The sequence below is a fragment of the Corticicoccus populi genome, from assembly GCF_042686195.1.
Taxonomy (GTDB): domain Bacteria; phylum Bacillota; class Bacilli; order Staphylococcales; family Salinicoccaceae; genus Corticicoccus; species Corticicoccus populi.
Map to the genome: position 1 here is coordinate 580200 of NZ_JBHUOQ010000001.1, position 25773 is coordinate 605972.

At 38.7% G+C, this 25773-nt stretch carries 22 protein-coding genes; 6 read left to right on the plus strand and 16 right to left on the minus strand.

The genetic code is table 11. The annotated features are described in order from the left end of the window. Positions 1 to 90: 90 nt before the first annotated feature. The 3 genes from pstA to ACFSX4_RS03110 all read right to left on the minus strand — a co-directional run bounded on the left by pstA (position 91) and on the right by ACFSX4_RS03110 (position 2891). Entirely contained in the window at positions 91 to 969 is an 879-nt protein-coding gene (gene pstA / locus ACFSX4_RS03100; RefSeq protein ID WP_377771437.1) for a phosphate ABC transporter permease PstA, read from the minus strand. A gap of 1 nt (position 970) precedes the next feature. Then, positions 971 to 1894 (minus strand): phosphate ABC transporter permease subunit PstC, encoded by a 924-nt coding sequence (gene pstC, locus ACFSX4_RS03105; protein WP_377771439.1) that lies wholly within the window; start codon positions 1892 to 1894, stop codon positions 971 to 973. Positions 1895 to 1964: 70 nt separating this feature from the next. Then, positions 1965 to 2891: a phosphate ABC transporter substrate-binding protein PstS family protein gene (locus tag ACFSX4_RS03110; RefSeq protein ID WP_377771441.1), complete on the minus strand. Its 927-nt coding sequence runs from the start codon at positions 2889 to 2891 to the stop codon at positions 1965 to 1967. A 183-nt stretch (positions 2892 to 3074) separates the two neighbouring features. Here ACFSX4_RS03110 and ACFSX4_RS03115 point away from each other — a divergent pair, with 183 nt between their 5' ends. After that, the gene (locus tag ACFSX4_RS03115; protein ID WP_377771443.1) at positions 3075 to 3593 is read left to right on the plus strand and encodes a short-chain dehydrogenase; all 519 of its coding nucleotides are present in this window, start codon (positions 3075 to 3077) and stop codon (positions 3591 to 3593) included. Between the two features lie 60 nt (positions 3594 to 3653). Here the strand turns inward: ACFSX4_RS03115 and ACFSX4_RS03120 are convergent, their stop codons facing one another. From ACFSX4_RS03120 to ACFSX4_RS03130, 3 genes are all read right to left on the minus strand, one after another. After that, the gene (locus ACFSX4_RS03120; RefSeq protein ID WP_377771445.1) at positions 3654 to 4085 is read right to left on the minus strand and encodes a DUF1801 domain-containing protein; all 432 of its coding nucleotides are present in this window, start codon (positions 4083 to 4085) and stop codon (positions 3654 to 3656) included. Positions 4086 to 4148: 63 nt separating this feature from the next. Then, on the minus strand, positions 4149 to 6338 hold the full coding sequence (locus tag ACFSX4_RS03125) for a peptidoglycan D,D-transpeptidase FtsI family protein (protein ID WP_377771447.1): 2190 nt from the start codon (positions 6336 to 6338) through the stop codon (positions 4149 to 4151). Between the two features lie 132 nt (positions 6339 to 6470). After that, positions 6471 to 7073, minus strand: a complete 603-nt coding sequence (locus ACFSX4_RS03130) for a superoxide dismutase (RefSeq protein WP_377771449.1) — start codon at positions 7071 to 7073, stop codon at positions 6471 to 6473. A gap of 149 nt (positions 7074 to 7222) precedes the next feature. Between ACFSX4_RS03130 and ACFSX4_RS03135 the strand changes: the two genes are divergently transcribed. Both ACFSX4_RS03135 and ispG read left to right on the plus strand, forming a co-directional pair. Beyond that, positions 7223 to 7963, plus strand: a complete 741-nt coding sequence (locus ACFSX4_RS03135) for a DUF1189 family protein (RefSeq protein ID WP_377771451.1) — start codon at positions 7223 to 7225, stop codon at positions 7961 to 7963. Positions 7964 to 8047: 84 nt separating this feature from the next. Beyond that, complete coding sequence (gene ispG, locus ACFSX4_RS03140) at positions 8048 to 9169, plus strand: flavodoxin-dependent (E)-4-hydroxy-3-methylbut-2-enyl-diphosphate synthase (protein ID WP_377771453.1); 1122 nt, start codon at positions 8048 to 8050, stop codon at positions 9167 to 9169. A gap of 29 nt (positions 9170 to 9198) precedes the next feature. On the opposite strand, the gene ACFSX4_RS03145 is transcribed toward ispG, so the two are convergent. The 9 genes from ACFSX4_RS03145 to ACFSX4_RS03185 all read right to left on the minus strand — a co-directional run bounded on the left by ACFSX4_RS03145 (position 9199) and on the right by ACFSX4_RS03185 (position 18905). Beyond that, the gene (locus ACFSX4_RS03145; protein WP_377771455.1) at positions 9199 to 10071 is read right to left on the minus strand and encodes an aminoglycoside phosphotransferase family protein; all 873 of its coding nucleotides are present in this window, start codon (positions 10069 to 10071) and stop codon (positions 9199 to 9201) included. Positions 10072 to 10139: 68 nt separating this feature from the next. Beyond that, positions 10140 to 10553: a Fur family transcriptional regulator gene (locus ACFSX4_RS03150; RefSeq protein ID WP_377771457.1), complete on the minus strand. Its 414-nt coding sequence runs from the start codon at positions 10551 to 10553 to the stop codon at positions 10140 to 10142. Next, positions 10528 to 11388, minus strand: a complete 861-nt coding sequence (locus ACFSX4_RS03155; RefSeq protein ID WP_449257577.1) for a metal ABC transporter permease — start codon at positions 11386 to 11388, stop codon at positions 10528 to 10530. Before ACFSX4_RS03155 ends, ACFSX4_RS03150 begins: the two co-directional genes overlap by 26 nt. Continuing rightward, on the minus strand, positions 11376 to 12158 hold the full coding sequence (locus ACFSX4_RS03160; protein ID WP_377771459.1) for a metal ABC transporter ATP-binding protein: 783 nt from the start codon (positions 12156 to 12158) through the stop codon (positions 11376 to 11378). The genes ACFSX4_RS03155 and ACFSX4_RS03160 overlap by 13 nt, the downstream gene beginning before the upstream one ends. A gap of 131 nt (positions 12159 to 12289) precedes the next feature. After that, a complete protein-coding gene (locus ACFSX4_RS03165) occupies positions 12290 to 14359 on the minus strand; it encodes a heavy metal translocating P-type ATPase (RefSeq protein ID WP_377771461.1) in 2070 nt (689 codons plus the stop codon). A gap of 103 nt (positions 14360 to 14462) precedes the next feature. Beyond that, a complete protein-coding gene (locus ACFSX4_RS03170; RefSeq protein ID WP_377771463.1) occupies positions 14463 to 14954 on the minus strand; it encodes a CHAP domain-containing protein in 492 nt (163 codons plus the stop codon). 233 nt (positions 14955 to 15187) lie between these two features. Next, positions 15188 to 16390: an ammonium transporter gene (locus ACFSX4_RS03175; protein WP_377771465.1), complete on the minus strand. Its 1203-nt coding sequence runs from the start codon at positions 16388 to 16390 to the stop codon at positions 15188 to 15190. Positions 16391 to 16666: 276 nt separating this feature from the next. Next, positions 16667 to 18028, minus strand: coding sequence for a M20/M25/M40 family metallo-hydrolase (locus tag ACFSX4_RS03180; RefSeq protein WP_377771467.1), 1362 nt, complete (start codon positions 18026 to 18028; stop codon positions 16667 to 16669). Between the two features lie 16 nt (positions 18029 to 18044). Then, positions 18045 to 18905 carry a fructosamine kinase family protein gene (locus ACFSX4_RS03185; protein ID WP_377771469.1) on the minus strand — a complete coding sequence of 287 codons (861 nt, stop codon included), beginning with the start codon at positions 18903 to 18905 and terminating at the stop codon, positions 18045 to 18047. A 265-nt stretch (positions 18906 to 19170) separates the two neighbouring features. On the opposite strand from ACFSX4_RS03185, the gene ACFSX4_RS03190 reads away from it, so the two are divergent. Continuing rightward, positions 19171 to 21039 (plus strand): anaerobic ribonucleoside triphosphate reductase, encoded by a 1869-nt coding sequence (locus ACFSX4_RS03190; protein WP_377771471.1) that lies wholly within the window; start codon positions 19171 to 19173, stop codon positions 21037 to 21039. Beyond that, positions 21036 to 21524, plus strand: coding sequence for an anaerobic ribonucleoside-triphosphate reductase activating protein (gene nrdG, locus ACFSX4_RS03195; RefSeq protein WP_377771473.1), 489 nt, complete (start codon positions 21036 to 21038; stop codon positions 21522 to 21524). The genes ACFSX4_RS03190 and nrdG overlap by 4 nt, the downstream gene beginning before the upstream one ends. Before the next feature lie 51 nt (positions 21525 to 21575). Here the strand turns inward: nrdG and ACFSX4_RS03200 are convergent, their stop codons facing one another. Then, entirely contained in the window at positions 21576 to 23060 is a 1485-nt protein-coding gene (locus tag ACFSX4_RS03200) for a xylulokinase (RefSeq protein WP_377771475.1), read from the minus strand. A gap of 137 nt (positions 23061 to 23197) precedes the next feature. Between ACFSX4_RS03200 and ACFSX4_RS03205 the strand changes: the two genes are divergently transcribed. Continuing rightward, a complete protein-coding gene (locus ACFSX4_RS03205; protein WP_377771477.1) occupies positions 23198 to 25759 on the plus strand; it encodes a CBS domain-containing protein in 2562 nt (853 codons plus the stop codon). The last annotated feature ends 14 nt before the right edge of the window (positions 25760 to 25773 follow it).

Sequence of the window (25773 nt, forward strand, 5' to 3'; positions counted from 1 at the left end):
TGTCTACATTTGTTTCGTGCTGGATAATTTTTTTATTCGTTTCAATGGTTCTCTCTTTTGTCGCTATCATAAATAAAACCTCCGATTATTTTAGTATCTTCTGGAAAACTTATTTCTAATAAATATTGCAACTGAATTCATTAAAAGCAGTACAATCAGCAGTATGATAATTCCGGCAGCAGCGATATACTGAAATTCCTCCTGAGGCATTTTAACCCAGCTGTATATCTGCATCGGCATTGCCTGAAATGTATCAAATACGCTCGATGGTGTGACAAGAAGTGTTGTGGGAACACCAATAACAACTAAAGGTGCTGTCTCACCGATTGCACGTGATATTGAAAGAATAATACCGGTAATGATACCTGGAATGGCTGCAGGCAGGATGATTCTTGACACTGTCTGCCATTTTGTTGCCCCCATTCCGATCGAAGCTTCTCTGACAGTGCTCGGTACAGCACGTATTGCTTCCTGTGAGGAGACTACAATGACAGGAAGTATCATCAATGCAAGTGTCAGGCCGGCGGCGAGAACTGAATTCCCAAGTGCAAGTGCCCTTACAAACATTGCAAGGCCGAGCAGTCCGAAAACAACTGAGGGTACGCCTGCCAGGTTTGAGATATTAATTTTAATAAAATCTGTAATCCTGTTTTTAGGTGCATATTCTTCCAAATATAATGCAGTACCCACTGATAAGATGATTGCAACGGGTGCAGTGACAAGCATCAGCCAGAGTGAGCCGATAATTGCACCGAAAAACCCTGCATTTTCAGCTCTGCTTGAATTAAATTGTGTTAAAAAATCGAGAGTGATTTTATCGTATCCGTCGATCAGTGTATCTACAATTAAGACCACCAGCACAATTAATCCGAGAAGTGTGCACAGTAGAAAAATACTCTTCATAATATTATTCTTCAGTAAACGAGGCGGACGTTTTTTTTCTATTACTGTTTTATCAATTAACTGCATTTTAATAATCCTCCTTGAACTTCTTAGTGAACCACTGTGAAATGACATTCATCAATAATGTAAAGATAAATAAAGTCATTCCGACAGCAAATAAACTAAAGTAGAGGTCAGTACCGTACGCAGCATCTCCGGATGTAATCTGCACGATAAATGCTGTCATTGCCTGAAGTGATTCGGTTAAGTCAAGACTCGCATTCGGTGTACTCCCTGCTGCTATAGAAACAATCATCGTTTCTCCGACAGCTCTTGAAACACCGAGAACGATTGATGCCATAATACCGGATAATGCCGCAGGAAGAATAACTTTAAATGCGGTTTCCAGTCTTGTTGCCCCCATACCGAGCGATGCTTCACGTGTCGCGTTAGGTACTGAGCTCATTGCGTCCTCACTTAAACTTGTTATCATTGGAATAATCATAATACCAACTACAATTCCGGGTGAAACAGCATTATATAGATTAATCTCTCCCCAGATCCCCTGCAATAGAGGTGTGATGAAGTTTATTGCAAAGAAACCGTAAACGACTGTTGGAATACCTGCGAGAACCTCGAGAATCGGCTTAATCACACGACGGGTTCTGTCCGAGGCATATTCACTTAAATAAATTGCGGCACCGACACCAATCGGTACTGCAAAAATCACTGCAATTCCTACAATTTTTAAAGTTCCCATAATCAGGGCGAATACACCCCATTCAGCATCTGCAGAGTACGGGTTCCAGTTTGCTGTAGAAATAAATTCAAAAAAGGAAACTCTTTGGAAAAACTCAAATGACTGTGACAGTAAAGTGTATAGAATACCTATTGTTGCCAGTACTGAAACTGTTGTAATGCAGAATAAAATCACCGGAATGATTTTCTCATATTTTTTCTTCTGTATTTTATTATTTTTTTCAATCATATCTTGAATATTATAACTGCTCATATTATCACTCGCTCTTTATTTTAGAGCGGGCGGGAGTCCCGTCCGCTCTGATTTTAATTTAAGTGTACGGTTATGGTAACTTGGAAAGCTGTTCTTGTAGTGCATCATCTTCAAGTGGAACATATCCGCTCTCCTCAGCAGCTGCCTGTGAGTGATTCAGTACAAACTCCATAAATGACCGGAATGTCTCTTTTTCCTCTAAAGACTGGTTGCTCGCATATACATAAAGCGGTCTCGATAATGGATAACTGAAATCCATCACATTTTCAAATGTCGGCTCAACGGCATCTTCATCTTCTGATAATGAAACCGGTACGGCTTTTAGTTGATCTTCATTTTCAATATAAAAGTTAAAGCCGAAGAATCCAATGGAATTTTCATCCCCTACTACGGATGAGACAACCTGGTTTGTATCCTGGATCAATTCGCCCTGCACACCTTCTTCAGCCATCACTTCTTCATTGAAGAAATCATGAGTACCGTGTGATTGATCGGGACCGTATGCTGTAATCGGCTCATCAGGGAATTCGTCTCTGACGTCTGACCAGTTTTCAGCTTCTCCGCTGTAGATTTTTTTAAGTTCTTCAAAAGTGAGGTAGTCAATAAAGTCATTCGCCTGATTAACTGCAATCGTTAAACCATCTGTTGCAACCAGGAACTCTGTCCATTCAATGCCTGCATCATCTAAAGCTGCAATCTCTTCATCTGCAATTGCTCTGGAAGCATTGGCAAAATCTGCAGAGCCTTCAGTCAAATTTGAAAATCCAGATCCGGTTCCATTTCCTCCAAGTTCAACTGCTGTTCCTTCTTCAGCATAAAAATCTTCAACAAGTAGATTCAATATTGGGAATACTGTAGATGAGCCTTCCCCTCTGACACTGCTGTTTCCGCCTGCCTCTGCATTTTCTTCAGTGGGATCCTGTGCATTACCACTGCCACATGCTGCGAGTATAAACATAAAACTCATTAAAAATGTTCCCAGAAACAATTTTTTCATCACTTGATTTCCTCCAGTATTTGAGTAATTTATCTCTTTACACCACTTATAATACAGAGGCATTGTAAATATGAAATGAACGGAATGTAAAGATTATGTAAAGGTGTTAAAGCAGTTATTAATTGTTTCTTTAATAACTGTCAGGGGTACAGCATAATAAAATGAAACACCAGGAGGAGAAGTATGAAACATGCTTTGGTTATCGGGGGAACAGGAATGCTTTCCGGGACGGTTAAATGGCTGATAAAAGAAGGCTGGCATGTGTCAGTGACGGGCAGAACCCATAGAAAGATGAAACAGTTTTTAAAATATAAAGAAATCACACCGATCTATGCTGATTATCATCACACAAAAGAAATGAATAAAAAGATCATGCAGGCTGTTGATAATGAAGGTCCGATTGAACTTGTCATTGCATGGATACATTCAGATGCCAAAGGAGCGCTACATGAAGTGATGAGTGAAATTACGAAAAGGAAACAGCATGTGGATTTATATCATATCGTATCTGGTACGACCAAGATGGATGAGCTTAAAAATGAGGTGACTGCGCCGGTAAATTGTATTTACCATCAGGTGAAGCTGGGTTTTATTAAAGAAAGAAGTATCAGGCGGTGGCTGACGCATAAAGAAATTTCAGAAGGTGTTATAGAAGCTGTTAAAAATCATCAGCGGACATTTATTATTGGTGTTTTAAAATAAAAAAGCCTTAAATTCGAGTGCAGTTCACGCTCGAATTTAAGGTTTTTGTTAATTCTGAGGTTATCTTTTAGATTCATACAGCTGAATCCACTCTTCTGCAGACATTTTCCCGGCAAGATCACCAATCAATTCATAAGGTACTTTATTCGGATTTGTAAATCGAATACATGATTTTCCCATATTAAGCTTGGTTGTCATATGTTTAGGATACTCGCCTGTAAACCAGTTATATAAATCAGGGTCACGGTAAATCCCCATATGATAAACAGCCAGGTGTCTTTTCTGAGAAGCAATACCCATAAAAGGGAGCGGCTCATTATCAACATGATAGCCGTCAGGATATATCGTTTTTGGCACTACAAAGCCCGGCATACCATGCTGAACATCGATTTCAAAATCATCAGGAATACGTTCTTCCACCGTATGCCAAAGCTTTAAAAAACTTTCTTTCCACTTAGGATCCAAAGTTTCTACATATTCATCAAAAGTCATAATAACAACCCCTTATATTATTTTAAAAAAAGGATTCAGATAAAAATCTGAATCCTTTTCACTTTAGTCATAGCTTCCATATTCAAGCTGCGGATAAAACTCGCTGATATCATATTCGTATGGGTCTTCTTCATCCTGACCGTATTCGAGTTCATAATATTTCTGTATGACATCTGCTCCGAAATACTGGGCAGGAAAGAATGGTATTGTGTACGGCATGTTCGGGAATATCACAGAAAATGCCATATCAGGATCATCATAAGGTGCATAACCCAGATAGGTCTGATTCAGAACAGGTTCACCGTCTCTATATGATTCAGCAGTTCCTGTCTTCCCTGCAGCCTTAGGCTCAAGTTCATTATAGGCATCCCATCCTGTACCGTAACGGTTTGTTGATTCATCATGCGTATTAAAAACGTCATAAAACCCATTTTGAATCTGTGACATTTCTGCATCAGATAAATCAATTGTGTTCAAAACATTTGGCGAGAATGATTTAATTACCGGACCATCTGCATTGGCATCGCTATGTCTCACTTCTTTTGCAAGGTGGTGTTGTATTCTGTTTCCTCCGTTTGCAATTGTTGAAATATACTGTGACAACTGCAGACCGGAATATGTGTCATACTGTCCAATAGCGAGATCCAGATAATTCCCGGGATTATGTTTCAACTCCGGTGCAAGACCAGTGGCTTCGTTTGGAAGGTCTATGCCGGTGGATACACCAAGGCCGAACTGATTCAAGCCGTTCCTTAAAGTCTGTCCGGCTTCTTCAATGTCACTCGGCAGAGACATACCGCTGCCGTATTCTATGCCGTCCAGTGCAAGAGCAATTTTGAACATGTAAACGTTTGATGACACCATTAATGCTTCCTGATCATCAATAGTAATCTGACTGTCCTGGTTGAAGAAGGAACGTTTAGGCGGAGACCCGCTGAATGATAACGGCTCGTCCACTAAATACTGTCCGACACTGATAACATCATTCTGATAACCTGTCGCAATCGTCGCACCCTTAATTGAAGAGCCTGCAACATATGTTGAGGTCAGACCGGCATAATGATAGTCAACAACATCTCCGTCTTCATTAATTTGTTTACCGACCATGGCAAGAATCTCACCATTATTCGGGTCCTGAACGACAAGTACAACGGAGTCCATAAATTCAGGAATGATATTGTATTCAAAATCACCATTCAGGCTGTTGCGTCTTTCAGCTTCTTCTGCAAGACCTCTCAAAGAAGTTAAATGATATTCTGCAAGTTCCTCAAGTTCCTGCTGAAGTTCAATATCAATAGTTAAATATAAATCATCTCCGGGACTGCCGGCTCTTACTACTTCCTGATTAATAATCCGTCCGGATTTATCAGTACTGTATTTAACCTGTTCTTTTTTCCCGCGGAGGACATCTTCATACTGAAATTCAAGATATGTTTTTCCCACTCTGTCATTTCTCGTATAACCAAGTGATAAATAATAATCCACAAGTTCCCTCGGCAGACCTTCATCAGGAGAAGAAACCTCACCGAAAATTGTCTTTAATGTTTCTCCGTAAGGATAATGTCTTTCCCAGTCCATACCTGTAGTAATTCCGTCAAGTTCCTCAAGTGCAGAATTGACACGGGCGAACTCCTCTTCTGTAACATCTTCATTCTTAATAACCACAGGGTGGAGTTCACGTGCATTCACCATTTCTACATAAACAGCAAGAATATTTAAATCTTCATCATTCAAAACACCTTCAATTGCTTCGGCGTCTGCACGGTTGTAAAATTCACTGTTAAAATCATCATTTGAAATATTTCCGTCTTCAAGCAACGTCATTTCATCACTCATTAAATCTTCTACAAAGTCACGATGGTTTCTGAGAATAAAATCCTGCTGATCACGGAGTGTCAGAGAATCAGTATCCATTGATATGTACCCGCTCAGTTCAGTCGCAACATCCATTATTTCCGATGTATTCATATTCCTGTGCCTTGTGAAATAAATGGCCGGCTGTGATTCATTTCCGACGAGGAGATTACCATTCCTGTCGTAAATCTCGCCGCGAGGAACACTTTGATTGATTTCTACATACTGGGCATTCTCAATCTCTTCCTGGTATTCATCTCCCTGAACAATTTGAAGATAACCGAGTCTGAATATGAGCATTAAACACAGCAGAAATATAATCAGCATAATAATATTAATACGGGATTTCAGTACCTGCCTGTTTATCGCATCAAGACTTTTAATTTTAGCACGCTTCAATAAAATTCATCCTTTAAAATATTGAAATTTCCTTTGATTCATTTTAACACATACAGGGCTGTTTATTATATTAAAATGTGCCGAAAAAAAGACGGAGGAAAATCCTCCGTCTAAAATAAATCTGTATACTGCTTATTTAGCAGCATTATATAATTCATTTACTTTATCCCAGTTAACAACATTCCAGAATGCTTTTAAATATTCAGGACGTTTGTTTTGGTATTTCAGGTAATATGCATGCTCCCATACATCTGCCCCAAGAATTGGAGTTTTACCTTCAGTTACCGGATTATCCTGATTTGGTGTTGAAACAACTTCAAGTTCTCCGTTATTTACAACCAGCCATGCCCAGCCGGATCCGAATTGTCCTGCACCGGCAGCTTCGAATTTTTCTTTGAAATCTTCTACTGAACCGAATTTTGCTTCGATATCATTTTTAAGATCCCCAGTTAATTCAGTTGCCTCAGGTGATAATAACTGCCAGAATAATGAGTGGTTATAGTGACCGCCTCCGTTATTGCGTACAGCAGTTTTAATATCTGCAGGTACTGAATCTAAGTTTTTAACGATATCTTCGATATCTTTTGATTCTAAGTCAGTGCCTTTTACTGCATCATTTAATTTTGTTACATAAGTGTTATGATGCTTAGAGTGATGAATCTCCATAGTTTCTTTGTCAAAATGTGGTTCCAATGCATCATAAGCATAAGGTAATTCTGGTAGTTCAAAAGCCATAGTTAATTCCCCTCCAATAATTATTTACATATCAAATATAACAATTCGATGTTAGAATAACAATTGAATTGTCTTATATTTTTGCAATTTAATACCTAAGTATGAGTCAGTTCATTTAAAAAGACTAATTTTACAGGAAGTAGATATACATGACAAACTATCTGGGGTATTTAAAACGCCTAATCACATTTAAAAAGTATCCGTTATTCCGGACTATCCCTTTCCGCTATTTACTGCTGAATATATTAATTATATCCATATTAATCGCAGTACCCAATGTTCTTTCATTGATTTCCAGTGTCAATGCGACCTCCCACTTGACAGACAGCAGTACCGAGCTGCCGGAATTCACAATTCAAAATGAAATGTACCACGGTGATACACAGTTAGTGGAAATCGGAAGTCAAAAAATTTTATTTACAGAAGATTTGACCACTGAGGAGACCGGAGATATTGATGATGATATATTAATCGGCTTTTTGAAGGACGGCATATATGTACAGAATGTACAGAACAGCGGATTCAGTTATTCACTGCTCGGCGGTGTCTCAAATGACAGCGAGCTTCAGACATTTATTGATAACCAGCTTTCAAGTCTGTATTTTTACATTGTAATGTATGCTTTAATTTATATCGTTTTAATTTACACACTGGTATTTACTGTTCTTCTTACAGGTTCACTCCTAATCAGTTCAGTCAGCAGACTGCTGAACAAGAAAAGTGATTATATGAATTGGTTTAAAGTGTCTTCATATATTACAGCATTATTTTACATTCCGTTTTTTCTGTTGAATCTTTTTATAAATACGCCCTTATGGTATTTATATGTTTTAATGCTTCCGTTCTATGTTTATTATTTTAAGAAATTACCTGCTTTAAAGAAGAAATAAATAAGCAGTTTTGTTACAATTAAACCCGAACTTTAGTATAATAACATTTGGTCTATAAAGATTTATAAATTAAGGAGTTTGGTTATGTCTAATATCATACATCGTTCGAAAACCAGAAAAGTACAGGTCGGTGATGTTTCTATTGGTGGTGCGGATGAAATAATTATCCAAAGTATGACCACTACAAAAACACATGATGTCGAAGCAACAGTTGCTGAGATTAAAAGACTTGAAGAAGCTGGCTGCCAAATCGTCCGAGTTGCATGTCCTAAAGAAGAAGATGCTCTGGCCATCAGCGAGATTAAGAAACAGATTAACATCCCGCTTGTTGTCGATATACATTTTGATTATAAACTTGCCCTTCTTGCTGTTGAAGGCGGCGCGGATAAAATCAGAATCAACCCCGGTAATATCGGGCGCCGTGAAAAAGTCGAAGCAGTTGTTGAAGCGTGTAAAAATAAAGGAATTCCGATCCGAATCGGTGTAAATGCGGGGAGCCTTGAAAAACATATCATTAAAAAATACGGTTACCCTACTGCAGACGGTATGGTGGAAAGTGCACTGCACCATATTAAGATTTTAGAAGACCTCGATTTCCATGATATCATTGTCTCTATGAAAGCTTCTGACGTTAATCTTGCAATTGAAGCTTATACGAAAGCTGCACAGGCTTTTGACTACCCGCTCCATCTGGGAATCACTGAAAGCGGCACATTATTTGCCGGAACTGTTAAAAGTGCGGCCGGTCTTGGTGCAATCATCTCCCAGGGGATGGGTAATACAATGAGAATTTCATTATCTGCAGATCCTGTAGAGGAAATTAAGGTCGCGAAGGAGCTTCTTAAATCATACGGTCTTGCAAGTAACGCACCAACACTGATTGCATGTCCGACATGCGGCCGTATCGAAATTGATTTAATTTCGATTGCAAATGAAGTGGAAGAATATATCTCTACAATTAAAGCACCGATTAAAGTTGCGGTTCTCGGCTGTGCGGTAAACGGTCCCGGGGAAGCAAGAGAAGCAGACATTGGTATTGCCGGCGCGCGTGGAGAAGGATTACTGTTTATGCACGGTAAAACTGTACGTAAAGTACCTGAGGAAACAATGGTGGATGAACTGAAAAAAGAAATTGATATTCTTGCAGAGAAACATTACGAAAAAGAAAGACTTAAAAAAGAAGAACTCGCAAATCAAAAAAATTAAATTTATTTAACATAAAAACGGCATCTCCTTTAATTAGAGGAGATGCCGTTTTTATTGCTGTCGTATTCTTTAAGCAGATACTCAGCATAATCATCCATTCTAGAAGTCATTATTTCTTCAGTAATATCATCTCTATTAAATGTTTTCCATCCCGGATAAACTACCAGAGGATCTTCCAGAACGTCCATTAATGAAACAATATCCCAGTATATATGATGGATGTAATTTTTTGGTGCTGCACTTATATATTCACATAAAAATTCATCTGCTGCCTCTACACCTTCAAGCATGGCGAGATTCCACCGGCAGTGCCCGATATCCACACTTTTGGGTCCGGTACAGGCATTAACCCAGTCAACTACACCTGAAACACAATCATCTTCCCATAAAACATTGGCCGGATGGAAATCACGATGAATGAAAGCTTCTTCGCTTCCGGGTGCAGGAAGATGTGCAATTCTCTTTAACTTTCCCCAGACCTCAGGCACATTTGTCCAAGACGGAATCATTATTGCCTCCGGCTGTTGATATCGTTCATAGCGACTCTCGTCATCAGTAATTTGATTATCATGTAATTTCACAAGCGCTTCTGCAAGTGAAGAAAGGAAAGAATGGTTGTTCGTGATATCGAGGTCGACATGCCCGTCAATCTTCGTCATCAAAAGCAGCAAATACCCATTCACTGAGCCGTACGGATCTACGTTAATCACTTTTGGTGTATTAATATTTAGTAAACCTGCAGTATTAAGGCTCTGTTCTTCATTAAAAATTTCTTCAGATGTGAAAATATCCTTCTCATATTCACGAAGAATAAAATCCATATGTATGCCGGACGTTAATGCCACTTTAATACCGAATAAATTCGATGTGGTACTGCCTTTTATTTCATAGACATCCAGCACAGTGGAGAACTCCGGAGATGAAGACAAAATCCACTGATTAAGAGATTGGGATAAATAATTCATCCCAATCACCTGCAATCGGCACACAGGCCGTACAATTCAACTTTATGATTTCTAATTTCAACATCGTCCAATTCATTTTTCCAGACATCAACCGGACAGTAATGAATTACTTTTGTTTCTCCGCATTTTTCACATATAAAGTGATGATGGTGATGTGTTGTACATGAAATTTTATACTGTTTCTCTCCATCGAGTACAGTTTCTTCCAACACTTCAATGTCCTTTAAAGTATACAAATTGCGGTAAATTGTATCATAACTTAAACCGGGATATTCACTGATTAAGGACTCCTGTACATCTTTCGCACTTAAATAGCGGTTTTCTTCTAAAAACAATTCAATCATTCTCATACGTTTACCGGTGACCTTCAAGCTGTTTTCTCTCAATTTTTCCTCATACTTCTTGAGATTCTTTGCCATTTTTTCTCACTCCTAACCGATCAAGCAATATTGTTCCGAGCAATATTAAAATAGATACTAAAACAATCGTACCTCCGGGGGAAATATCCAGGTGAAAACTCAGGAATAATCCGCTGATTACTGCAATTTCACCAAGGATTACGCTGACAATCATCAGCTGCTTAAAGCTTGATGTAATTCTCATCGCACTCGCCACCGGCAGTGTCATTAACGCACTTACAAGAAGAATACCGACAATTCTCATTGATGCTGAAATCACCAGTGCAACAACAATAATGAATAAAAAGTGAATCCATTTACTGATATTCATAACACTCGCGTATTCTTCATCAAAGGAAACCAAAAACATTTCCTTGTAAAGCAAAAATATAAAGAAAATTACAATGACTGCAATAACCGAAATTAATGTTAAATCAGCTGAGCTGACCGCACTGATACTGCCGAATAAATAACCGAATAAATCCTGGTTAAATCCATTGGCCAGTGATAAAAATAAAATTCCTACAGCAATACCAAGGCTCATTATAATCGGGATTGCCAATTCTTGATAATGTTTATAAACTGTCCTCAAACGCTCAATTCCAAGTGCTCCGAGTACTGAAAATACAATTCCGGAGACAAGCGGGTTAATAACAAATGATGTGATGGACGATAAGTATACACCGAATGCAATACCACCGAGTGTCACATGACTTAAAGCATCTGCAATTAAAGACAGTCTCCTGATAACAATAAATGTCCCGATTAAAGGTGCGATAAGTCCGGCTATTAAGCCGCTTATAAATGAGTAGCGCATAAATTCATAATTCAATAATGCATCAATCAACTGCAACACTCCCTGTCATGATCATGGGAAACAAGCTGCAGAGGAAATCCATATATTTTTGAAAGCTCTGCTTCACCCAGATGTTTAAATTCTTGATTGGTACCGTGAAAATGTAGATGCTCATTCAAACACGCCACTTCATCAGCATGGTCCACCACGACACCAATATCATGTGTAACAAGTAGTATTGTCACGTGCTCCTGTTTCAATTTAAACAGAACTTCATAAAACTCTTTAACATGCTTTGTATCAATACCCACTGTTGGTTCATCAAGCACCAGGATTGTCGGATTATTAATCAACGCTCTCGCAATAAGCACCCGCTGGGTCTGACCGCCGGATAACAATGAAATATTTTTATCTTTCAGGTCACTGATATCAAGAAGATCCAGCACATCCAAAAGTTTCTTTTTGTCATCTTTATTAAAGCGTTTGAACAACCCTTTTCCTTTCGTTAACCCGCTGAGAATCACTTCACTGACAGTCGCAGGAAATCCTTTTTGAAAGCTGTTTGATTTTTGTGAAACATAACCAATTTCGTTCCATGCAGCATATTTTCTGCTTTTCTTTCCATTTATATATATCTCGCCCTGCTGGGATTTCAGTACACCCAATATTAATTTAATTAAAGTGGTTTTACCGGAGCCGTTAGGACCGACAAGCGCGACAAAATCACCTTTATCTATTTCCAAATTAATATCTTTGAGTGCAGGTGTCTGCTCTAATTTATCTTTATACGTATAAGAAAGATTTTTTATTTCAAATACTGGATGAGTCATCCGCACCGTCTCCTTACAATTATTAATCATTACAATAGAATACAGGAATGATTACGTTTTGTAAATAGTAATGATTCCGCAGATAAAAGCCCGCATGTCTGATAAATTATTCATACGGACTTTATGAAAATCTATTCTTTTAGTTTTAATGTCATTGCATTGACTGCAACAATCACTGTGCTCAGAGACATCAGGACTGCACCTGCTGCCGGTGATAAAATAATGCCCATGAAAGCAAGGATGCCGGCAGCGAGCGGAACAGCAAGGATATTATACCCTGCGCCCCACCATAAATTCTGAACCATTTTTCTCATTGTATTGTCTGCAAGGCCCAGGAAATGAATAATATCCGATGGATTGCTTTTTACCAGGATAATATCTCCTGATTCAACTGCAACATCTGTACCGGCACCGATGGCGACACCGATATCAGCACGCACAAGGCTTGGTGCATCATTAATACCGTCCCCGACCATCATGACTGTTTTACCTTCATTTTGATAGGATTTAATCATTTTTTCTTTATCTTCCGGCATCAGCTGTGCATGAACATCATCTATACCTAGTTCTTTTGCAACAGCCTCTGCGACTTGTCTGTTATCCCCTGTTAACATTACAGGCTGGATATTTTTTTCTTTTAGTGACTGGATCATTTCTCTTGAACTTTCCTTAATCTGATCGCCCTGTGCAGCAATGCCGCAGTTTTTTCCCTCAACAATTAAAAAGCTTATTGAGTTCCCCTGCCCTGCAAGAGATTCAAATTGTTCGAGATCATAATTAATATTGTTGTCATCCAAATATGAAACACTCGCAATTTTCATTTTCTTACTATCAATAACAGCTTCGAGACCCACACCGGGTATATTATTTACGTCTCCTGCTTTAGGAATTTTAATTGATTCTTCTGCTACCTTCTCAAGTATTCCGACTGCCAATGGATGACTTGAAGTTTCTTCAATTGCAGCCATGAAGCCAAGCACTTCTTTATCTGAATAATTATCACTAAAACTTTCGTAATGATTAACAGCAAAATTCCCTTCTGTAAGTGTGCCTGTTTTGTCCATCATTACAACATCAAGATGTCGCGCTGTTTCTAAAGCTTCCCTGTTTTTAACCAGCAGTCCGTTTTGCGCTCCGATTGATGTGGAACGTGCAGTAACCAGAGGAATGGCAAGACCGAGTGCATGCGGACATGCGATTACAAGAACAGTAACCAGACGTTCAAGTGCAAAATCGACATCTGATGCAATGATTATCCATATAATAAATGAAGTGAAGCCGGCAATTAATGCAAAATAGAATAAATATCCGGCTACTCTGTCCGACATCAATTCTGCTCTGGACTTATCATTTTGAGCGTCATTGACAAGCCCCATCACTTGAGACAGGTAACTGCTTTCTCCAGTTCCCGTTACTTTCACAATAATCGTACCGGAACCGTTTACTGCACCGCCAATGACTGTATCATCAGATGTTTTTTCAATGCTCTTTGATTCTCCAGTAACCAGTGATTCATCAACTGTTGTCCGTCCTTCAATAATCACACCGTCCACCGGTATATTATCACCGGCTTTAACCTGAACATGATCGTCCGTATTCACTTCGGACAACTGCACTTCTCTTGTACTGCCGTCCTCATCTATAACTACAGCAGTGTTAGGAAGAAGTTCTGCCATTTTTTTTAGTGCATCACCGGCATTACCCACTGCTTTCATTTCAATCCAGTGGCCGAACAGCATAATAATAATCAATGTTGCCAGTTCCCAGAAAAAATCCATAGTATGTGTATCCGGAGCGCCAAAATGATTCATATAAAAGGCATACAAACTGTAGAAGTATGCTACAGATATGCCTAGAGAAATTAAAGTCATCATTCCCGGACTTTTTTCTTTTAATTCATCTTTAGCACCTGACAGAAAAGGCTGTCCACCGTAAAAATATAAAATTGTCGCAAGTATCAGTACGACCCAGTCAGAACCCTGGAAAGTAAATTGAAACGGCAGCTCCACTCCCATCATCGGCGCCAGGAAAATAATCGGTACCGCAAAGATTAACGATACAAAGAATTTCTGTTTGAAATCTGCATGATGATGGCTGTGTCCGCCATGACCGCCGTCATGATGGTCTGAACTGTGATGATGTTCCCCGTGGCTGCTGTGAGTATCATTCTCATGATGATGATGATTTCTTTGTTCTTTCATAAAATATCCCTCACTTATTTTATCTTTTCTACAATTATATACCCTATAGGGGTATCAGTCAAACTATAAAAATACAGAGAATATTTAATGAAGTGAACATACTCTATTCTTCAATATATTTCTCTGCATGTGGATTTTCTTTGGGATGGATGTAATTATAATCCTCTATTTCATCTGCTTCAATAATTCTTTCTGTTATTTCATAAGGTTCTCTTAAATTCATTTCAGATATTTCAACAGAGCCGTCATCATTGATTCTCTCAACATAGGCAACATGGCCAATCGGTCCTTCTTCTGTCTGCAGTATTGAACCTGTTTTAGGTGCATCATTCACAATATATCCGTCTGCTTCTGCACGTTCAGCCCATTTTTCAGCATCGTGCCATCGTCTTTCAATCTTATTCCCGTCATCTCTGACTCTGTCAAAAACATAATACGTACATTCACCGTTTTCATATGTGTTATGTGACATTGGATCCGGTGTAAAAAACAGTTTTACCTCATTGAAAATACCATCTTCCGACTGTTCATTAAGCAGTAATATGCCTGCCGTAATAAAAAACAATATGCCGCCATAAATAAATATTTTTTTCACGATAAGCACCTCCGCCTGCATTGATACTCTCTTTATTTTATACATACAGGTACAGCAGTCAAATCATCCGGCTCTAAATAATTTTTATATATCATAAAACAGTGTTCGCCGGGATAAAAATGTATAAAAATAATGATAAAGACGAATAGAAAATAACTTTGATTCTTAAAAGACATAAAAAGACCTCAGAATCCTAATCAGGGTTCTGGGGTCTTTTTGAAGAATTTACTTATCTACTCATAAGCTTTCTCACCGTGGATGACACTATCGAGTCCTTCAAGTTCTTCTTTTTCATCAGTTCTGAGAGTGACAAAGATACTGATGACTTTTGCAATCAGAAAAGTCATGACTGCACTGAAAATAATCGTAGCAGCTACTGCAATAATCTGAGCCACTACAGGCATTATGCCGCCGCCTGATAAAAGCCCGTTTGAAATGTCTGGATTTACTGCGGAAGTTTGAAATACCCCTGTTCCAATCGCACCAACAATGCCTCCGATACCATGAAGTCCAAAAGCGTCCAGAGCATCATCATAATTAAGCATTGCTTTTAATTTTGTGATGGCGAAGAAACAAATTGCCCCACCTGCAATACCTAATATAAATGCGCCCGGATAAGTGACAAATCCGGCAGCCGGTGTAATGACAACAAGCCCCGCCAGCATTCCTGATAATGTACCGAAAATGGATACTTTCTTTGTAGTCAGTCTTTCAACTAAAATCCAGCCTGCTATACCTGCTGTAGAAGCGAGTACGGTATTCACGAATGCAGACATTGCAATGGAGTCAAACGTCAATGCGCTTCCCGTGTTAAAACCAAACCATCCAAACCATACGAGTATTGCCCCGATCATAGTTATCACTAAATTATGCGGCTTATTTTTAGTTTCAGGTTTTCTTGAACCTAAAAGTAATGCCAGCACTAAGCCTGATACCCCTGAAGAAATATGCACGACTGTACCGCCGGCAAAATCAATTGCTCCTATTGAATGAATCCAGCCTCCTCCCCAAACCCAGTGTGCTACCGGGCTGTAGACTAGAATTACCCAAAGAGCCATAAAAACTAAAAATGGACCGAATTTCATACGTTCAGCTACTGAGCCGGTCAGGATTGAGACGGCAATCGTACAAAAAGTGAGTTGGAAAAGCATGAACAGCGCAAAAGGCACGGTCTCGGAAAAACCTACATTCGGTTCAAAGCCAACGTTATTCAGTCCTACAAATGAAAAATCTCCCAGCCATAAACTGCTTCCCCCGAAGCTTAAAGAAAAACCGACCAATACCCAAGTAAATGTCACAACAACTATGGCTGAAATGCTGTGCATTGAGGTATTCAGTACGTTTTTTGATTGGACAAGTCCCCCATAAAACAAGGCCAATCCAGGTGTCATAATCCACACCAGTAAAGTACAAAGAAATAAAAGAATAGTATCCATGATGATCACTCCTACAAAAAAGTATGGAGCAAGTATATCCTCTTTTTTTTAAAACACAAAATCGGTGTGATATTTACTTACACGTATTGTTAGAATATATGACATGAAATTTAATATCAGTTTTTATAATTGGTTTCAAAATGCTTGATAATATAATGATGGTAGCGCTTTACATCAGGCAATAAATCATTTGATGCCGGACTCTTTTATCCGTCACTAATAAAGCGCTGATTATCCAACTTATATCACTGAATGATTTAATTTATTTTTTAAATTTTATTTTAATGAATTTTTATCATATTTCGATAATGATTGAATTAAACGATACGTGGTTTCAATACCATGATAAAAATAATCCACTTTAATATTTTCATTTGGTGAATGATTGGCTTCATCTGCATTGGCATAAGGCACAACAACAGAAGGAACATTTAAAATTTTTGTCCAGACATCATCAGGCAGACTGCCGCCCATACTCGGCTGTATATAAGATGTTCTTTCAAAAGAATGTTCGAGTGATTCTTTAATTATTTCAATAAATTTATATTCCGGAGATGTGCGGGAAGGATTCATTGTTCCCATTTTAACGACTTCAATGTCTTTAGAGAACGACTCAACATGCTCTTTAAAAAGTTCAAATATTTTATCGGGATCTTGATTTTTGACAAGACGCATATCCATTTTTAATACAGCTTCACCGGGGATAATCGTTTTCTGTCCTTCACCCGCATATCCGCTGTTAAAGCCGGCAATGTTAAATGTCGGTTCAAAACACAGCTTATTATAGTATTCCTCCTGTGTCATATTTAAACTATCATCGCCGATGTCTCTCCTGATATCCTCAATGTCAAAAGGGAGCGCCTTCATCAATTTAATTTCTGTATCCGTCGGTTTTACAACATCATCGTAAAATCCGTCAATTAATACTTTTCCATCGGAATCACGCATTGTATGGAGAAGTTCCACAAGTGTCCATGCAGGATTTTTGGCAATATTACCTTTATTACCGGAATGATTGTCGTATGCCGACTGTTTTAATTTTAATTCGACGTATAGTATTCCACGTACACCGAGGAGAATATACGGGCTGCCGTCTGAAAGCATCGGGCCGTCTGATGTATAAACAAAATCTGTTTTCAGCAGCGCTTTATTGGCTTCTATAAAATCAGAAAGATGTACACTGCCGATTTCCTCTTCTCCTTCAATGACAAATTTCACGTTAACAGGCAGAGTTTCCTCTGCTTCAATCATTGTTTTTACTGCGAGGATGTGTGCCATAAACTGTCCCTTATTGTCGCCTGCGCCCCGGGCATAGATACGGCCGTCCCTGATTTCCGGCTCAAAAGGCGGAGAATTCCACTGTTCAATCGGGTCCGGCGGCTGTACATCATAATGTCCGTATAATAATATAGTCGGCACTTCATCGGAGACAAAATATTCCCCGTACACAACCGGATAACCGTCTGTTTCAATCAACCGGACATCATTTATACCGGCATCTCTCAGCTTGTTTAAAACCAGATTGGCACACGCTTTCATACCATCATTTTGAGGACTGATACTTTTCTGACGCAGTACTTCAAATAAACTTTCTAAATACGATTCTTTTCTTTCGGATATCAATTGTTTTATATTCAATAAAATCCCGCCTTTACTATTGATTTGATAATATTTCTTTCATTATGCGGCTTACCCCTGCTTTGTATACGGTGCCGAATTTAGCCAGATGTAAAAGAAGCAGGTAAAATTCATAGAATACAATCCGTTTATCCGCCCCGTCCTGAAGCGGATATACTTTATGATACATTTCATAAAATTCATCTGTAAAACCGCCGAATACTTTGGTCGCACCTAAATCAAATTCACGATCGCCGAAAAGCGGCGCCGGGTCGAATAGCGCAGGTGTACCATCTGTTAAGAACATATAATTACCTCCCCATAAATCTCCATGTAAAAGAGAGGGTTCACTCTGATGATTTTGAAGAGAATCAACGATGACTGCCCGTACTGAGTTATAAATTTCTAAATCAGCTTTTTCCCAGTGCCCTTTCTGCAGAATCAGGTCTTTTAAAACATCAAGACGTCTTTCGATGAATATTTCAGCCCATGTTTCAGTCCAGTCATTATTGAATTCTATATTTTCAAAGTCCGAAGGCAGATGAAAACCGAAACGACCGTCAGGCTGATGATTCAGATGAAGTTCCGCCACCATTTCACCCAGTGCCTGCTGACTGCCTCCTGTCCCTTCTCTAAGGTAGCTGAGTATTAAAAAAGCATCACCGTCAATCTCTCCGCTGTTAATTACTTCAGGTGCTCTAATGCCTGCTTCTTTAAATGCGTGCAGCCCGGCAATTTCTGCAGCGAAGAACTTTTCCGAATGATTTTTCTGTATCAGTAGAAAGTAAGTTGATTCTGAAGTAGTAACTTTATAGGCATCATTTACATCTCCACCACTTACAGAATGAATTTCTTTAATGTTTTTAATAGGAAGTTTGCTTTTCCAGCTTTCAAACATAAATTTACCACCAGTCTATTATAATATAATTTCTATTTTTTTATTCCCAAATATTTATAAGACGAATCATCATGATTTTAAAGTGTTATTTGAGAAAAAAGATATTTGAATCAGAATTAATAAATAAAAAATATTCCTGTTAAGATTGTGATTTTTCACACAATGTTCATTGTATTTTTCAATTTACCCTTATAAAATACAATATATAGATTAAATTAATTAACACACACTATATATAGTGCTTGTTACTTCGGAGGAATGAAAAATGGACAATTTTGAACAACAGTCAGTAAGCAGTCTGCTATCCAGTTTTGAAGACATAATTAATCTTAAAAATCAAAACTTAATTCAGGAAAATGCCAACGTAGACGGGACCTCCCCTTGTGGACAGATGAATAGGTTTGCGAGTGAGAGTGCCAAATATTTTGCCAGATCTAAAATACTCAGTTCTGAAGCAGCAAAAGCTGTGAACGAAAACTTTATCCATATCCATGATTTGGATTATATGGCTGCGGGGACAACCACCTGCTGCCAGATTCCTTTAGGTAAAATGCTTAAATCAGGTTTCGATACCGGTCACGGCTTTATGAGATCTCCCAAGAGCATTATGAGTGCGATGGCACTTTCTGCTATTATTTTTCAAAGTAACCAAAATCAACAGCATGGCGGGCAAAGTTTTCAGGCGTTTGATTATGACCTTGCACCTTATGTCAGAAAGACATATGACCGCAGACTTAAAAAACTGATGGAATACAGGCTGCCTCTGGAAGGCAGAGAATTAGAGTCTTTGGCATGGAAGGAAACAGAAGAAGAAACTTATCAAGCATGTGAAGCTTTCATTCATAATCTGAACAGTCTTCATTCCAGAAGCGGCGGACAGGTGCCTTTTACATCGATTAATTACGGCACAGATACAAGTAAAGAAGGACGGATGATTATTAAAAACATTCTTCTTGCGACTCTTTCAGGCCTTGGAAAAGGAGAAACCCCTATTTTCCCTATTCAGATTTTCAAGATGAAGAAAGGCGTTAATTTTTATGAAGAGGATTCAAATTTCGATTTGTATCAGCTCGCTTTAAAAACGACAGCAAAAAGATTATTTCCTAATTTTAGTTTTATCGACGCACCGTTTAATCTGAAATATTATAAAGAAGGTCATCCGGATTCGGAAGTTGCTTATATGGGGTGCAGAACGAGAATAATGAGTAATGTTAATGGTGAAGAAAACAGTGTAAGCCGGGGAAACCTATCCTTTACTAGTATCAATTTAGTAAAAATAGCATTGGTTACACGGGAAATTGATGAATTTATGAAAAAGCTTGAAAAGTATGCAGATATCGTAATCAGACAGCTTTATGATCGATATTTATATCAGGCCGGTAAAAAGGCAGGTCACTTTACATTTTTATACGGCCAGAATGTCTGGAAAAACAGTCAGAATTTAATACAGTCAGATACACTGCAGAGCGTTTTGAAGGAAGGCAGTCTAAGTATCGGATTCATTGGACTGGCAGAATGTCTGAAAGTGTTGACAGGAAAACATCACGGCGAAACTGAAGAGGCACAGATACTTGGACAGCGTATTGCAGCCGTCCTTAAAAGGAAATGCACCGATGCAAGTGAAGCCTATCATTTGAATTATTCACTTATCGGGACACCTGCTGAAGGATTAAGTGGACGCTTCACCAAAAAAGACAAGGAAATTTTCGGTTGTATTCCCGGTGTAACAGACAGGGAGTACTATACAAATTCGTTTCATATACCTGTGTACTATCATCTTCATGCAGCAGAAAAAATCAAACGTGAAGCAGTTTATCACAGCTATACTGACGCAGGACATATCACATACATTGAAGTGGACGGCGATGTCAGCAAAAATTTAGCCGCTATGGATACTATCATTAAAAAAATGGGGGCTGAAGGTATTGGATACGGCAGTATTAATCATCCAGTCGACCGATGTATTCATTGCGGCTACACCGGTATTATAGATAATGAATGTCCGGATTGTCATACAACAGATGAACAGAATATTGATCGTATCAGAAGAATTACCGGCTATCTGGTTGGTACGATGGACAAATGGAATACTGCAAAAGCAGCTGAAGAAAAGGACAGGGTGAAACATATATGACAAAAAATAAAATGGCAAATATTCTATCTATTCATCATGATTCTGTTGTGGATGGAGAGGGTCTCAGGACGGTGATTTTTTTTGCAGGATGTCCGCATTTTTGTAGAGGATGTCATAATCCTGAATCCTGGAATATAAGAAATGGTACAGAGATGATGATAGATAATATTGTGGAGCACTCACTTAATTCTATGACGGATATTACCTTCAGCGGCGGCGATCCTTTTTACCAGGCTGAAGCAGCACTGTGTCTTGCAAAAGAATTTAAAAAACATGGAAAAACCATCTGGGCCTATACGGGGTGGACACTGGAACAAATCATTGAAAATCATAACCCCTTTCAGATTGAACTCCTTAATCACATTGATGTACTGGTTGACGGTCCTTTTATTTTGAATGAAAGAGATTTAAGTTTGAAGTTTCGGGGCAGTAGAAATCAGAGAATTATTGATATGACATTAGAAAAAAATATGCCTCATATATAAATTTTTAAATTGAATCATAAATAAAGACCGCTCAAGGCGGCCTTTATATTACTAATAAAATATATCTTTAACGCCGGGGTACATGTTTAAAAAGTATTTATACTGTTCACTATACAACTCACTATTTTCTTCAACAGGATAGTAATATATGGCACTTTCATCTGCACAGATGCTTTCTGAAAATGATTGATAATCCTCAGTCCAGCCATTGTGTATAAAAGCAGATGATGCTGCACCAAGTGCTGTTAAATATTCACTGTATGCTGGTACACGTATAACCTCTCCTGTGATATCAGAAAGAATTTGACACCAGACTGTACTTTCTGCACCGCCGCCGATTAAATTTATATACTTTTTGGAACGGAGTGGTAAGGTTTCTTCAATAATTTGTTTATAGGAAAAACATATTCCTTCAATCACAGAACGTGCAAAATCACTTTTATTAACTGTCGGGCTGATGCCGACAAAAGCACCTTTTGCCTGATGATCATGAACCGGACAGCGTTCCCCATGAATATAGGGCAGAAAAAGAAGGTTATTGCTGCCGGGAGGAGATTCATTAACGAGTGAATCAAATAATTCGTATCTGTCTGTGTCAGATGATCCTATCAGAAAGTCCAATGCCCATTGATGCACATTTCCTGCATTCAATAATGGTGCGATTGTAATATACATTCCAGTTTTCATATGTGAAAGAACGAAAACACTTTCTGCCGTGTCCCTGATAGTTGTATCTACTGCCGCCGCCCATCCTGTAGTACCGATATAAAAATACATGTCACCCTTATTCACCGCTCCTGCTCCGAGGGTTGAGGCTGCGGCATCTCCGGACCCTGCAAGTACTTTTGTTGTTGTCAGAAAACCTGTTTCATCTGATGCACTGTCAGTAATAAAGCCTGTATTCTCTTCGGGCTTTAGAATTTCCGGCAGCACCGTTTTTTTAATGTTGAATAGATTTAATAAATCTGGCATCCATTTTCCGGATTTCAGGTTCATCATCCCTGTTGTCGACGCAGTTACCGGGTCAGTTACTTTTCTTCCGGTCATTTTATAGATAATAAAATCTTTCGAGCTGAAAACAAATGATTCTGCTTCATGATAAATTTCCTGTTGATGACTTTTGAGCCAAAGGATTTTAGCAAGCGGCGTAGACGATTTCACAGTATTTCCGGATTTACTTGCGAGATCGGGACAGACTTTATTAATATATTCAGCCTCTTCAACAGCACGCGTATCTGAATATAATACCGCTCTGTCACACTTTCCGTCAGCAATTGGAATCACGTCTTCCATCTGTCCGGAAAAAGTAACCGCAGTCACCTCAGATGGTTTTACTGCTGTGTTTCTCCACCAGTAATCCGTGATTTTTTTAACTGCCTCCAACCATTCGGACGGACTTTGTTCCACTTCTTTGTTGTCACCGTAGTATGTATTTACAGGCACTGAACAGTCACCTGTGACTGCAGCTGACCTGTCGACAAGAACACCCTTTACTGAAGAAGTGCCGATATCAAATACCGCAATATATTCCCGCATCTAATCAATCCCATCTATATTCCATCAAAATAAAAGCGCTCAATTTATATTATACTGAATATTCCAAACTTCATGTTATCATAAAATTAATAAATATTTCATGCAATCAAAAATCAGACAAAATAAGGAGAATACCTATGCAGGTTATAATTTCACATGTTAATACCGATTTTGATGCATTAGCCTCCATGATTGCAGCAAAAAAACTCTATCCTGATGCGAAAGCTGTTATTTCAAGTGAACAAGCAGTTCCGGTCAAACAGTTCTTATCCATTTATCGTGATACATTCCTGTTTGTTCAGGACAATCTGATTGATTGGGATGAAGTGACTGAACTGATACTCGTTGATGTGATGTCTGTCGACAGATGTGGTGAGTATGCAAAGTATGTGGATACGGATGATTTAAAAATTACAGTGTATGACCATCATACTGAAGATCATCAGGATGTGACTGCTGATGATTTATATATTGAACCTGTCGGTGCAACAGTGACTCTGCTGATTGAAAAAATTAAAGCACAGGGTATAAACATCACATCACTTGAAGCGACACTGTTCGCCTTAGGAATATATGGTGATACAGGATCCTTTAAATATTCCGGCACTACAATCAGAGATTTTGAAGCGGTACATTTTCTGATGCAGAATAACATGAATCTTGATACCATCCAGCGCTTTACAGATTATAAGATGACTCCCCTGCAGCAGGATCTTTTGAACCATCTTTTAAACCGGGAAGAAACATTTATGATAGACGGCCTAAAGATAGTAATCGTTTCATATAAAATGAAAGAATTTCAAAACGGGCTTGCGACAATTACGAATAAGCTACTCAATATTACCGGAGCGGATGCGATTATTTCAGCTGTGGAGATGAAGAAGCATGTTTATATTGTCGGTCGTGCACAGGCCGAAAGGACCACACTTCTGCCTCTTCTCAAAATTTTCGGGGGCGGCGGACATAGTCAGGCAGGATCTGCCATTGTTAAAGATTCTGAATTTGAAACTGTGTTAACAAAATTGAAAGAAAACCTGTCTGAACTTCTTAAGCCCGCTGTCACAGCTGAAGATGTAATGGCCCATCCAGTTAAGACACTGACCTCTGACACTTCCATTGAAGAAGCGGGACGATTAATGTACCGTTACGGACATTCAGGATTCCCAGTTGTCGAGAATGACAGAATGCTTGGTATTGTCACCCGGCGTGACTTGGATAAGGCCAACCATCATGAGCTTGGACATGCTCCTGTTAAAGCTTATATGACCCGGAATGTGATTACAATTACGCCGGAGACTACACTTGAAGAGATGCAGAATATTATTATCAAACATAATATCGGCAGGATGCCTGTATTAAAAAATGACATACTGACCGGTATTGTTACCCGGACGAATATTATAGAAATGCTTCATAATAAAAATATGACTGATGACTTAAGGAACCCTGCAACTGAAAATTTAAGAGCTGCAATGAAAAAAGAGCTGCCGGAAGAAATACTGTCTATTTTAAAAGATATCAGCCAGGCTGCCGCTGATACCGGCATCCCTGCTTTTTTAGTCGGCGGAATTGTAAGAGATTTATTCCTGAACCATCCGAATGATGATATTGATATTGTAGTAGAAGGAAATGGTATTTTATTTTTAGAGCATCTTTATCAACAGTTCGGCGGTGACATTAAAACACACGAGCAGTTTGCCACAGGCACATGGAGACACCCTTCAGGGCAGATGATTGATGTTACTTCAGCAAGGCTGGAATATTACAGCCACCCAGCCTCTCTGCCTGATGTTGAGAAGTCAACTTTGAAAGAAGATTTATACCGGCGGGATTTCACGATTAATTCGATGGCTTTATCACTGAATAATCAGTACTTCGGCAGATTAGTTGATCCGTTTAACGGTCAAAATGACCTGAGAAGAAAACGAATCAAAGTACTGCATAACCTGAGTTTTATCGATGACCCTACACGTATTCTCCGGGCAGTCCGTTTTGAAATGAGATTCAATTTTCAAATGGACCGGCAGACTGAAACTCTCGTCCTTCATTCAATAGGCAGAATTAAAGATTTATCGAGGGACAGACTCAACGGGCAGATGAAGCGTCTCCTGAATGAAGGTAGTCCGTCTAAAATTATTCTCCGCCTGTTCGAATTAAATTTTTGGAAACAGCTTGGAATTAACGAACATTCACAGAAAAAAAGCGTCACACATTCTGAAAAATTGGAGGATGTATACAGACAGTACGAAGGATTGCAGGCCGGATGGTTTATTTATTTTATCATTCCTTTTTACCACAGCGATGTGCTTTATACTGCAAAACAATATGCAGTGACCAAAAAATCAAAGAAATTAATACAGGATATTTATACTTTATCAGACAATACAGAATGGAAAAGTATTTCAAATGTCGGAATGATGCATTCCTACTTAAAAGATATTTCAGAAGAAGCTGTACTGTTTATCATTTCATCTGAAAATGTCCACAATGAGAAGGCGATTATGACATATTTAAAACGAAGAAAAAATATGCCGTCACTCTTAACTGGAGAGGACCTGATCAAACAAGGACTTACTCCGAGTCCGGAATTCAAAAAAATAATCATGAATCTCGATGCTGCTGTACTGAATGAAGAAATTCAGACAAAAGATGATGCTTTGAAATGGCTTAAAAATAACCATGGGACTGACGGGCTTTAACAGCCTGACTATCC

Coding starts and splice junctions, on each gene's coding strand:
- ACFSX4_RS03200 (WP_377771475.1), bottom strand. CDS start 23,060: ATGCGGGAATATATTGCGGTATTTGATATCGGCACTTCTTCAGTAAAG.
- ACFSX4_RS03115 (WP_377771443.1), top strand. CDS start 3,075: ATGAAACATGCTTTGGTTATCGGGGGAACAGGAATGCTTTCCGGGACG.
- ACFSX4_RS03135 (WP_377771451.1), top strand. CDS start 7,223: ATGACAAACTATCTGGGGTATTTAAAACGCCTAATCACATTTAAAAAG.
- ACFSX4_RS03165 (WP_377771461.1), bottom strand. CDS start 14,359: ATGAAAGAACAAAGAAATCATCATCATCATGAGAATGATACTCACAGC.
- ACFSX4_RS03130 (WP_377771449.1), bottom strand. CDS start 7,073: ATGGCTTTTGAACTACCAGAATTACCTTATGCTTATGATGCATTGGAA.
- ACFSX4_RS03120 (WP_377771445.1), bottom strand. CDS start 4,085: ATGACTTTTGATGAATATGTAGAAACTTTGGATCCTAAGTGGAAAGAA.
- ACFSX4_RS03190 (WP_377771471.1), top strand. CDS start 19,171: ATGGACAATTTTGAACAACAGTCAGTAAGCAGTCTGCTATCCAGTTTT.
- ACFSX4_RS03160 (WP_377771459.1), bottom strand. CDS start 12,158: ATGACTCATCCAGTATTTGAAATAAAAAATCTTTCTTATACGTATAAA.
- nrdG (WP_377771473.1), top strand. CDS start 21,036: ATGACAAAAAATAAAATGGCAAATATTCTATCTATTCATCATGATTCT.
- ACFSX4_RS03175 (WP_377771465.1), bottom strand. CDS start 16,390: ATGGATACTATTCTTTTATTTCTTTGTACTTTACTGGTGTGGATTATG.
- ispG (WP_377771453.1), top strand. CDS start 8,048: ATGTCTAATATCATACATCGTTCGAAAACCAGAAAAGTACAGGTCGGT.
- pstA (WP_377771437.1), bottom strand. CDS start 969: ATGCAGTTAATTGATAAAACAGTAATAGAAAAAAAACGTCCGCCTCGT.
- ACFSX4_RS03110 (WP_377771441.1), bottom strand. CDS start 2,891: ATGAAAAAATTGTTTCTGGGAACATTTTTAATGAGTTTTATGTTTATA.
- ACFSX4_RS03150 (WP_377771457.1), bottom strand. CDS start 10,553: ATGGCAAAGAATCTCAAGAAGTATGAGGAAAAATTGAGAGAAAACAGC.
- pstC (WP_377771439.1), bottom strand. CDS start 1,894: ATGAGCAGTTATAATATTCAAGATATGATTGAAAAAAATAATAAAATA.
- ACFSX4_RS03185 (WP_377771469.1), bottom strand. CDS start 18,905: ATGTTTGAAAGCTGGAAAAGCAAACTTCCTATTAAAAACATTAAAGAA.
- ACFSX4_RS03205 (WP_377771477.1), top strand. CDS start 23,198: ATGCAGGTTATAATTTCACATGTTAATACCGATTTTGATGCATTAGCC.